Source organism: Phaeobacter sp. S60, assembly GCF_000826845.1.
GTDB classification, from domain to species: domain Bacteria; phylum Pseudomonadota; class Alphaproteobacteria; order Rhodobacterales; family Rhodobacteraceae; genus Phaeobacter; species Phaeobacter piscinae.
This window is the reverse complement of sequence record NZ_JSWJ01000034.1, coordinates 1-10488: the sequence shown is the minus strand read 5'-3', so window position 1 is coordinate 10488 and position 10488 is coordinate 1. Positions and strand designations below refer to the sequence as shown.

Here is a 10488-nt window from a genome sequence, read left to right as displayed (position 1 = left end):
TCAAAGAAAATCAAAGTTTCTGGTGATTTTCTTATTATACTATATTTTTCAATACCTTACGCCGCACTGTTTCCGTACATCTGCGTCTGATCCCGCCGGATGACCGGATATTTCCCGGCAAGACCAAAGCTGCAACCGGTTTCAGACCCGAGTCAGCGGTGTTTGCGCTCACCCTAATCCGAGTCGGGATCCATCAAAGCCCCTCTGGCGAGTCGAATGGAGGGGCTTTGACGCCGACAGGAGCCGTTGCATCAGCTGCTGGCGAGGTTTCACGCCAGCTTCAGCCGCGCGGCCGATGGCAGGCGGAGCGCCAACAGAAGCAGGATCAGCCCCATGTAGATCAGCGGTTCCAACTGAAACCCCTTTGCCAGCATCACATAGTGCAGCGCTCCGAGAACAGCAGCCGGATAGGTCAGCCGATGCAGGAGACGCCAGCGCGCGCCCAACCGGCGCACCGAGATCCCATTAGAGGTCAGCGCCAAGGGGAGCATCAGCACAAAACCAGCCATACCGATGGTGATATAAGGCCGCTTCAGAATGTCCGCCAGGATCTGGCCCAGAAGCTGCACATCAAGCAACAGCCACACCAGCAGGTGGCAGCTTACATAGAAAACGCACAATAGACCGATGGCCCGGCGAAATCGCATCAGGTTCACTCCAAGCAGGCGGCGCAGCGGCGTAATCGCCAGGGTTGCCACCAGCAACTGCAGAGCCAATTCGCCATATTCATGTTCCAGTGCCTTGATCGGTTCCGCACCAAGCGCACCAGTGAGACCCTGATAGAATAGGACAGCTGCGGGCAGCACCCCGGCCACATAGACCAGCCAGACCGGAACCGCGCGCAATAGGGTGTTGATCCGCTGCATTTAGAAGTTCTCAGCCAGATCCATACCCTGATAGAGCGCGGCCACATCTGCCTCGTAGCCGTTGAACATCAAAGTCGGTTCGCGGCGGGCAAAGAGACCGCCGCCGATACGCCGCTCGCTGGCCTGACTCCACCGGGGATGATCTACCTTGGGGTTCACATTACTGTAGAACCCATATTCGCGCGCGTTCGCCATGTTCCAGCTGGTTTGCGGTTGCTGATCCGTGAGCGTGACGCGGACAATCGACTTGATCGATTTGAACCCGTATTTCCACGGCACCACCAAGCGCAGGGGCGCGCCGTTCTGATTGGGAAGCGGTTTGCCGAAAATCCCGGTGGCCATAATTGTCAGCGGGTGTTGCGCTTCATCCAGACGCAGACCCTCCCGGTAGGGCCAGTCCAGCACCTTATATACTGTGCCGGGCATTTCCGATGGGCGGTAGAGGGTTTCAAACGCCACGTATTTGGCGCCGTCCTGCACGCCGGCCAGATTAAGGAGGTCGGCCAACTCAAACCCCTGCCAGGGCACGACCATTGACCAGGCCTCGACACAGCGGAAGCGATAGATCCGCTCCTCCAGCGTCATCGCCTCCAGAATTTGAGCCATGGAATAACTGCCCGGCCGCTCTACCAGACCGTCAATCTCAACACTCCAGGGCTCCGTCGTCATCTGGCCAGCATAAGCGGCGGGATCCCCCTTACCCGTGCCGAATTCGTAGAAGTTGCAATAGGTCGTGACATCCTCCCAGCTGTTGGGCTCCAGCGCCACCTCCGTAGCGGCCTGCGCCGCAGTGCCACCCAGCCCTGCCAGACCCAGCCCCGCAACACCGCCAAGGCCTGCCATGATCTGACGGCGGTTCAGAAATGCCGAATAGGGCGTGACATCAGCGTCGTTCAGATCGTTCGTCCAGCGGTGAGCCATGCGGGGTCTCCTTTATATCCGTTGATAAGGACCTAAGGCAGCTGGCCGCACAGTCCAAAACATATCCTCTCACGTCTCCGCGATGGCACTGTAACCTGGCATCAACTCATGCATCGGCCGACTGCGCCCATCCTCCTGCATGATCCGAACATGGCGACGACGAAGCTGGCGTGGCTCGCTCACCCCGACGGAATGAGCAATGGTTTCCACCTCGTGGATGATCTCCTTGGCGTAACGGGCAACGCGGGTGGATTTCTCCTCGACCACCAGCCCCTTTTGCAGGCGCTTGTCGTGGGTGGTGATCCCGGTGGGGCAACTGTTGCGATTGCATTTCAGGGCCTGGATACAACCCAGTGAGAACATGAACCCCCGCGCCGAGGTGACGAAATCAGCCCCCGCTGCCAGTGCCCAGGCGATATCGCCCGGATTGACCAGTTTGCCCGAGGCGATCAGGCGGATACGATCCTTCAACCCGTATTCGTCGCGCAGATTGCAGATAAGGGGCAACGCCTCGCGCACCGACATCCCAACCAGATCAATCAGTGGCATCGGGGCGGCGCCGGTCCCGCCCTCGCCGCCATCGACTGTGATGAAATCCGGCGCGCTGTCATCCTTGCGCGCCGCAATATGCAGAAACATCTCGCGCAGGGCGGCCTCGGCCCCGACCACCAGCTTGATCCCCACCGGCTTGCCGGTCACCGCCCGGATGTGGGCAATCATATCCAACAGCTGGTCATAGTTGGCGATCTCGGGGTGCCTGTTCGGCGATATACTGTCCTGACCTTCCCGGATCCCACGGATCTCGGCGATCTGTTGGGAGACTTTGGCCCCTGGCAGAATACCGCCCTTTCCCGGCTTTGCCCCCTGCGCCAGCTTCAGCTCAAACATCCGTACGGCATCATATGAGGCCACCTTGCGCAGGTGATCATCGCTCAGCCCGCCAGTATCATCGCGCACGCCGTATTTTGCGGTGCCGATCTGAAACACGACATCACAGCCGCCTTCCAGGTGATAGGGGCTCAGCCCGCCTTCACCGGTGTTCATCCAGATACCCGCCTCTTTGGCCCCGTGGCTGAGAGCACGCACCGCAGGCGCCGATAGCGCCCCATAGCTCATACCGGAGATGTTGAAGAAGGACGGCGCCATATAGGGCTGGCGGGCAGTCGGCCCGATCAGGCGCGGCTCGCAGCAGGCCTTGTCATCATCCAGCGCGGGAAAGGCCGCATTCACAAAGATCGGCGTGCCGGGCACGTTTAGATTGCGGGTAGAGCCAAAGGCAACCGTGTTGCCCTTCCCCTCCGCTGCACGTCCGACCCATTCCCGTTGCGCACGGTTGAAGGGCATCTCCTCACGGTCCATGGCAAAGAAGTACTGGCGAAAAAACTCACCCAATGTACTGAACAATCCGCGAAACCTGCCGATCACCGGATAGTTGCGCCGCACCGCGTCCTCGGTCTGGATCCGATCCACCACGAACAGCCCCGCCGCGACCAGTGCCAGCGCGCCCAGCGCAAAGACAAAGAGATAGGCGAGGAATTCTATGGCATTTGCCGCGAAACCCATGCAAAAACTCCTATATGATAATGGAACGCGCTGCCCATCGGCCCGCCCCATACCAACTTGGCGTATTCCACGGGACGGGCAAGTCACCTTTGATCACATTGGGAGAGGACCATGACGAAAACCCCCGCAATTCGCACCACAGGTCGCCATATCGGCAGGTATATCTTCACCCTGTCAGGCGCAGTCGCCGTCGTTACAATGACCGGCCTGTCCGCCATGGCAGAGCAATCAGAAGACGCACATATGGTCAGTTATCAGACAAATCTGTCCTTTGATGATGTGACCTTCGGACTGGAGAGTGCCATCACTGACCGTGGTCTGGTGGTTGATCACGTCAGCCACGTCGGAGAGATGCTGGAACGCACCCGCGCAGATGTTGGCTCTGACATAGTGCTGTTTGAACAAGCCGAGGTCTATTCCTTCTGCTCGGCCAGCCTGTCCCGCGATGTGATGGAAGCCAATCCGATGAACATCACTTTCTGCCCCTATGACATCTTCGTCGCGCAACAGCCGGGCAGTGACATCACAACGATCGGCTTTCGCGCCTTTCCCGAGGGGGAGATGCAACTGATCCAGACGTTGCTGAATGACATCGTTCTTGAGGCGATTGAAGAATAGAGCCGCCGAGGCAGGTTTTCCCCGCTGTCTGACGCCGTCGCCTTTGATATGCTAAGGGTACCGAAACGCTGAGCGAGCAGACCCTGTATGAAGTCCATTGTTGTTTCCCTGCTGCTGCTTGCCACGGCGCTGGTTACAGGCTGCGCTCCCCCTACCGGTGAAGGGCCAGATGAGGTCAGCCAGCTGCGTCACGCAATCGAAGCCCTCAGCCCCGATGTAGACCCTGCCGAGGCCGCGCGCGCGGCGCAAATCGCCTATAGCCATGCAACGGCCCTCGCAGAAGAGTATCAGGTCACGACCTCACCCATCCTGCACAACACCCTCGTCAACAGCGGCGTCCGACAGCGGGGCCTGTGTTATCACTACGCCGAGGACATGCAGGCGCGGCTGCAAAGCGAGGGCTTTCAGAGCCTGACAATTCTGCGGGCCATCGCGGAGCCACGAAACAGCTTTCGCATCGAACACAGCAGCGCCATCATCGCGCCCAAAGGCGCAGATATCTACGGCGGCATTGTTTTGGACCCCTGGCGCTATGGCGGCAAACTCTACTGGTCTGCCACTTCCGATGACCCCCGCTATGACTGGGAACCGCGCTTGACGGTTTTACGCCGCAGGGGCGCGACGCGCGTGCTGGCCAGCAACTGAGACCCAAGCCTTAGCCAAACTGCAAACGAAAAGGCCCGCCAGATCTGGCGGGCCTCTCTTATTCAATTGCGTCTGCACATGTTTAATGGACGACGGCATCATCGGGACGCGGACGGTCCGTGGTGCCGATCCGGTCCCCGATGATAAGGCCCTCGGCACCGGCGCTCACAGGCACCGTGTCCCCGTCGCGGATTTCTCCGGCCAGCAGCATCTCCGCCAACGGGTTCTGCAACGCCCTCTGGATCACCCGCTTCAGCGGGCGCGCACCGAACACCGGGTCATAGCCCTCATCGGCAAGCCAGGTTTTTGCACCGTCGTCCAGTTCCAGCCTGATCTTGCGCCCGATGAGGCGCTTTTCAAGCCGGGCCAGCTGTAGCGTGACAATCCCATCCATATCCTTGCGACCGAGCCGATCAAAAATGATCGTCTCATCCAGCCGGTTCAGGAACTCGGGACGGAAATGGGCACGCACCGCGTCCATCACGTCCCGTTTGGCGTCAGCGGCATCGGCCCCATCCGGCAGCTGGCTCAGCGCCTGCGCGCCAAGGTTCGACGTCAGGATAATCAGCGTCTGCTTGAAATCCACGGTCCGACCCTGCCCATCGGTGAGCATCCCGTCATCCAAGACCTGCAACAACACGTTGAAGACATCCGGATGCGCCTTTTCCACCTCATCAAAGAGAACCACCTGATAAGGTTTCCGCCGCACCGCTTCGGTCAGCACGCCGCCCTCATCATAGCCGACATAGCCCGGAGGCGCGCCGATCAGACGAGCAACCGCGTGTTTCTCCATGAACTCCGACATGTCGACACGCACCATGGCGCTGTCATCGTCAAACAGGAAATCGGCGACGGCTTTGGTCAGCTCAGTCTTACCAACACCGGTCGGGCCGAGGAACAGGAACGACCCAAGGGGGCGGTTCTCATCATTCAGGCCTGCGCGGGCCCGGCGCACGGCGTTGGACACAGCGGTCACAGCTGCGTCCTGACCAATCACCCGACCGTGCAGATCGGCCTCCATCCGCAGCAGTTTCTCGCGCTCCCCTTCCAGCATCTTGGAGGTGGGAATACCGGTCCAGCGTTCGACCACGCCCGCGATCTGCTCGGGACGTACGGCCTCTTCGACCATCAACCCGTTGCGTTCAGAGGCTTCCGCCTCACTCAGTTGTTTTTCCAACCCGGGGATGACGCCATAAGACAGCTCCCCCGCACGGGCAAGGTTGCCCTCCCGCTTGGCCGCATCCAGATCGGCGCGGGCGCGGTCCAGCTGTTCCTTCAACCCACGGGCAGAGGCCAGCTTGTCCCGTTCGGACTGCCACTGCGCGGTCATTTCCGCCGACTTTTCCTGCAGCTCCGCCAGTTCTTTCTGCAGCGTCTCCAACCGGTCCTTGGAGGCCGCATCATCCTCAAGCTTCAGCGCCTCTTCCTCGATCTGCATCTGGAGGATCTGCCGGTCGAGCGCATCCAGCTCTTCGGGTTTGCTGTCAACCTGCATCCGCAGGCGTGCGGCGGCCTCGTCCACGAGGTCAATCGCCTTGTCCGGCAGGAACCGATCAGTGATGTAGCGATGGGAAAGCGTCGCCGCAGACACCAGTGCCGCATCCGCAATACGGACACCGTGGTGCAATTCGTACTTCTCCTTGATGCCGCGCAAGATCGAAATGGTGTCTTCAACCGTCGGCTCAGTCACCATCACAGGCTGGAACCGGCGCGCCAAAGCAGCGTCTTTTTCGACATATTTGCGGTATTCGTCCAGCGTCGTGGCGCCAATGCAATGCAGCTCCCCCCGTGCAAGCGCAGGCTTGATCAGGTTCGCCGCATCCATCGCGCCATCCGATTTCCCGGCACCGACCAGCGTGTGCATCTCATCGATGAACAGAATAATCTCGCCAGCGGCCTCTGTCACTTCGGTCAGAACCGCTTTCAGACGTTCCTCGAATTCTCCGCGATATTTGGCGCCGGCAATCAGCGCACCCATATCGAGCGAGAGCAGCTGCTTGTCACGCAAGGATTCAGGCACATCGCCATTGACGATACGCAGCGCCATACCCTCGGCGATTGCAGTTTTACCAACCCCAGGCTCGCCAATAAGAACCGGATTATTCTTGGTCCGGCGGCTCAGCACCTGCATCGCGCGGCGAATTTCCTCGTCCCGGCCGATGATCGGATCGATCTTGCCGTCCCGCACCGCCTCCGTCAGATCGCGGGCGTATTTCTTCAGCGCGTCATAACCGTCCTCGGCGCTGGCACTATCCGCCTTGCGCCCTTTGCGGATATCGTTCACCGCCTCGTTCAGCGCCTGCGCGGTGACATTCCCAGCCGCCAGCGCATCCTTGGCCTTGGATTTGACCATACATAGCGCCATCAGCAGCCGCTCTACCGGCACAAAACTATCACCGGCCTTCTCAGCAATCTTCGCTGCCTCGTCCAGCACCTTGGCGGTCTGACCATCCAGATAGATATCTGCAGAATTGCCCTGAACCTTGGGCAGTTTGGACACCGCCAGCTCCAGCGCCTGAACCACCTGGTCCGGGGTTCCACCCGCGCGGGTGATCAGATTGCTGGCCAATCCTTGGTCGTCGTCCATCAGCGCCTTCAGCAGATGCTCAGGCATCAGCCGTTGGTGATCTTCCCGACGCGCAATCGTCTGGGCCGCCTGTACAAAACCACGTGCCCGTTCAGTGAACTTGTTCAAGTCCATCTTGCTCTCCTTATATAAGCGCCCCGTTTTGATGGTGACGCCCGCTTTGCGGCACGTCACGGTCAGGGCCTTCACGTTCAATGTGGGAGATCTTACTGTCTCTTCAAGGTCAGTCTGCGGCAAATATGTCACCAAATCCCTGACCCAGATCAAGAGTTTGGCCCGCCTGCACTTCTGCCAGAACACATATGGATCATGGCCACCCCGCCTGCCCGGCTGTTTTCCCCTTTCCCAACGGCAGCCCCGCCACTAAAAGCAGCGCAATTCCTAGACTGCCTGCACGTCCACACCGCCCGCAATGGCGCCCCCAAAGACGAGGAACCTCCATGTCCGCATCTTCCACCGCCAACCCCAGCCCAAAATCCACTGCCGACGACCGCCTGATCGTTGCCATGGACGTTCCCAACGCAATCGCCGGCCTGCAGCTGGCCGACACGCTTGGCGATGCGGTGTCGTTCTACAAGATCGGCCTGGGCATGCTGACCGGCGGCGGGCTGGCCCTCGCCAATGAACTGAAGCAGGAACGCGGCAAGCGCATCTTCCTTGACATGAAACTCTTCGACATCAGCGCAACGGTTGAGGCGGCTGTCCGCGGCCTGGCGCAGTTTGACCTCGATTTCCTGACCGTCCACGGCGACCCCCATGTCGTGCGCGCCGCCAAGGAAGGGGCCGCTGGCACCAACCTCAAGATCCTTGGCGTGACCATCCTCACCTCTCTGGACCGCGCTGATCTGGACGAGGCGCTGATCAAATCCGGTGAAATCTCTGATCTGGTACAGGAGCGCGCGGGCCTTGCGCTCACCGCCGGAGCCGATGGCGTAATTGCCAGCCCGCAGGAGGCCGCCCTGATCCGCGCCCTGCCCGAAGCGTCAGGCAAACTCATCGTCACCCCAGGCGTGCGTCCCGCCGGAGCCGCGTTGGGAGACCAGAAACGCGTGGCCACCCCCGCCAGCGCGCTGGAGTCAGGTGCCGACCATATCGTGGTGGGCCGTCCAATCTGGGCTGCAGAGGCACCACGCAGCGCAGCCGAAGATATTCTGACCGGCCTGCCACGCTGACGTTCAATCTGGCAGCCAGCCGACCTCGATCCAGTTGCACTTATTCAACACCCCAAACCCGCCAGCGCAGATCGCCTTGGCGGGTTTTTCTTTCGCGACGGTCAGATTGACCGCTCCAGCATGGTCGCTGTCGTGAAGTGCCCAAACATTAGGCAGAAATAAAACATTTGACTGCACCTTACATAGGCGGGCCGCAACCCGCTTCCGCGCGACATTTACCTAAGGTCAAGTGTGGGGATTATAACAGATTTTCGTGCCATCGCGTCCCCCAATGCGCCTTTTTGTCCTGTGCCCACAAAAGCACACAGGCAGAGGTGGAATTACATAATCCTGCGCAACAGGCTATGACGAGAGGCCAAAATGACCGACCCTGTGGGAGAGACACTCCCCTGACGGCCTTGCTCTTCCTGAGGTTCGTCACCTCCCCCGCTACAGCAGCGGGGGTTCTTTCTTTCAGGCCCTGCCCCCGTCAACCGAACAGCAGTCGCGCGCAAATTCATGCGGTGATACTGTCACGCTGCGATAAATAAGCCTGCAGATAACCGGCGAAATGTGGCACCGCCAGATCATGCGCGATGTACCATTCGGGCGGGACCAAGGCCCAGCTCTGCCCTTCATCCCCTAACTGGATGTCTCGCTTTCTCACGGCAGGGAGATGTGCCGCGAAAAACCAGACCACACCGTTGGGCCGCGCATAGCTGCGCCGCCAAACCAGATCCGCCTCCTGTACGAGCAACCCGACCTCCTCCTTGGTTTCGCGCAGGGCACAGGTTTCCGGTGTTTCCGCGCCTTCACGACCGCCCCCCCGGAAAGTCCCAGTGGCCGGGATAGGGGATGTGCGGATAGGCGTCACGCTCAATGACCAACAGCCTGTCACCGATGAAAAGCGCAAGCTTGGCTCCGTTGAATGTCATTCCTGCTCTCACCATGTCAGGTCATCTAAAGACAATTTCCGTGGCAGAGGCTACTCTAAGCCCCCCTGCCGCACCATGAGATTCCCTCATCCAACCTTTCCCGGTTTTTGCCCCCATGTCCGACCAGCACCCCATAACGTCTGATCTGACCATTTCCGAGGGTCCGGCCGGCGGCGGCCAAAACCTGCAGGTGCTTTGCCGGGAGTGCCTGTCCCATGGCGTGCTGAAACCCAAAAATGGCAAAACACCAAACCCGAAGCGCTGCCCAAGCTGCCAAAGTCCGCGTATTAAAGCACATTCTGAGCTGTTCTCGCTCTCGATTGCACATATGGACTGTGATGCGTTCTATGCCAGCGTTGAAAAACGCGACAATCCAGATCTCGCCGACAAACCGGTGGTGATCGGTGGTGGGCGGCGGGGCGTGGTCTCCACCGCCTGCTATGTTGCGCGCATTCGGGGTGTCCGCTCCGCGATGCCCATGTTTCAGGCGCTGAAGCTCTGCCCGGATGCGGTGGTGATCAAGCCTCGTATGAACGTCTATGTCGATGTCAGCCGCCAGATCCGCGCCATGATGGATGAGCTGACCCCGGATGTTGAACCCTTGTCTCTGGATGAGGCGTTCATGGATCTGTCGGGCACCCAACGTCTGCATGGCGCGCCGCCTGCGGTGATGCTCGCACGGCTGGTCAAACGCATGAAGGATGAGCTGGGTGTGACCGGATCCATTGGGCTGTCGCACAATAAATTCCTGGCCAAGGTGGCCTCCGATCTGGACAAACCGCGCGGATTTTCGGTGATTGGCGCGGCTGAAACCTCGGAATTTCTGAAGGATAAACCGGTGCGCCTGATCTGGGGCATTGGTCCCGCCGCGCAGGCCTCACTCGACAAGGCCGGGATTCGCAGCTTTTCCGACCTTCTCAGGTGGGAGCGGACCGACCTAAATGCCCGCTTCGGTTCGATGGGAGAGCGGCTTTGGCATCTCGCGCGTGGCCAGGACCGGCGCCGCGTCTCCTCCAATGCGCCCATCAAATCCATCTCAAATGAGACCACCTTCTTTGAAGATACAGCCAGTCTTGAGGTGCTTGACGGCCATTTATGGCGGTTGGCAGAGAAGGTTTCCGACCGTGCCAAGGCGCGGCAACTGGCCGGACGCGTGGTGACGCTGAAGCTGAAACGCGCAAATCACAGCAGCCTCACCCGGA

Annotated in this window: 8 protein-coding genes and 1 pseudogene; 4 read left to right on the top strand and 5 right to left on the bottom strand. The window is 59.9% G+C overall.

The window, feature by feature from the left end; translation table 11 throughout:
- Window positions 1-269: 269 nt before the first annotated feature.
- From msrQ to OO25_RS21430, 3 genes are all read right to left on the bottom strand, one after another.
- A complete protein-coding gene (gene msrQ / locus OO25_RS21440) occupies window positions 270-866 on the bottom strand; it encodes a protein-methionine-sulfoxide reductase heme-binding subunit MsrQ (protein WP_040182809.1) in 597 nt (198 codons plus the stop codon).
- Window positions 867-1787, bottom strand: a complete 921-nt coding sequence (gene msrP / locus OO25_RS21435) for a protein-methionine-sulfoxide reductase catalytic subunit MsrP (RefSeq protein ID WP_040182808.1) — start codon at window positions 1785-1787, stop codon at window positions 867-869.
- A gap of 69 nt (window positions 1788-1856) precedes the next feature.
- A complete protein-coding gene (locus OO25_RS21430) occupies window positions 1857-3350 on the bottom strand; it encodes an FMN-binding glutamate synthase family protein (RefSeq protein ID WP_040182807.1) in 1494 nt (497 codons plus the stop codon).
- A 111-nt stretch (window positions 3351-3461) separates the two neighbouring features.
- On the opposite strand from OO25_RS21430, the gene OO25_RS21425 reads away from it, so the two are divergent.
- Both OO25_RS21425 and OO25_RS21420 read left to right on the top strand, forming a co-directional pair.
- Window positions 3462-3968, top strand: coding sequence for a hypothetical protein (locus OO25_RS21425; protein ID WP_040182806.1), 507 nt, complete (start codon window positions 3462-3464; stop codon window positions 3966-3968).
- Window positions 3969-4055: 87 nt separating this feature from the next.
- Window positions 4056-4613 (top strand): hypothetical protein, encoded by a 558-nt coding sequence (locus OO25_RS21420; RefSeq protein ID WP_040182804.1) that lies wholly within the window; start codon window positions 4056-4058, stop codon window positions 4611-4613.
- A gap of 82 nt (window positions 4614-4695) precedes the next feature.
- Here the strand turns inward: OO25_RS21420 and clpB are convergent, their stop codons facing one another.
- A complete protein-coding gene (gene clpB / locus OO25_RS21415) occupies window positions 4696-7314 on the bottom strand; it encodes an ATP-dependent chaperone ClpB (RefSeq protein ID WP_040182811.1) in 2619 nt (872 codons plus the stop codon).
- Window positions 7315-7640: 326 nt separating this feature from the next.
- Between clpB and pyrF the strand changes: the two genes are divergently transcribed.
- The gene (gene pyrF, locus OO25_RS21410; RefSeq protein ID WP_040170244.1) at window positions 7641-8372 is read left to right on the top strand and encodes an orotidine-5'-phosphate decarboxylase; all 732 of its coding nucleotides are present in this window, start codon (window positions 7641-7643) and stop codon (window positions 8370-8372) included.
- A 496-nt stretch (window positions 8373-8868) separates the two neighbouring features.
- Here pyrF and OO25_RS21405 read toward each other — a convergent pair.
- Window positions 8869-9286, bottom strand: a pseudogene (locus tag OO25_RS21405) (NUDIX hydrolase).
- Between the two features lie 184 nt (window positions 9287-9470).
- Between OO25_RS21405 and OO25_RS21400 the strand changes: the two are divergent.
- A partial coding sequence (locus tag OO25_RS21400) for a DNA polymerase IV (protein WP_040182810.1) occupies window positions 9471-10488 on the top strand: 1018 nt, incomplete at its 3' end.

Bases quoted from the DNA above. Each gene is read 5' to 3' on its own strand.
- msrQ (WP_040182809.1), bottom strand. From the start codon at position 866: ATGCAGCGGATCAACACCCTATTGCGCGCGGTTCCGGTCTGGCTGGTC.
- msrP (WP_040182808.1), bottom strand. From the start codon at position 1,787: ATGGCTCACCGCTGGACGAACGATCTGAACGACGCTGATGTCACGCCC.
- OO25_RS21430 (WP_040182807.1), bottom strand. From the start codon at position 3,350: ATGGGTTTCGCGGCAAATGCCATAGAATTCCTCGCCTATCTCTTTGTC.
- OO25_RS21425 (WP_040182806.1), top strand. From the start codon at position 3,462: ATGACGAAAACCCCCGCAATTCGCACCACAGGTCGCCATATCGGCAGG.
- OO25_RS21420 (WP_040182804.1), top strand. From the start codon at position 4,056: ATGAAGTCCATTGTTGTTTCCCTGCTGCTGCTTGCCACGGCGCTGGTT.
- clpB (WP_040182811.1), bottom strand. From the start codon at position 7,314: ATGGACTTGAACAAGTTCACTGAACGGGCACGTGGTTTTGTACAGGCG.
- pyrF (WP_040170244.1), top strand. From the start codon at position 7,641: ATGTCCGCATCTTCCACCGCCAACCCCAGCCCAAAATCCACTGCCGAC.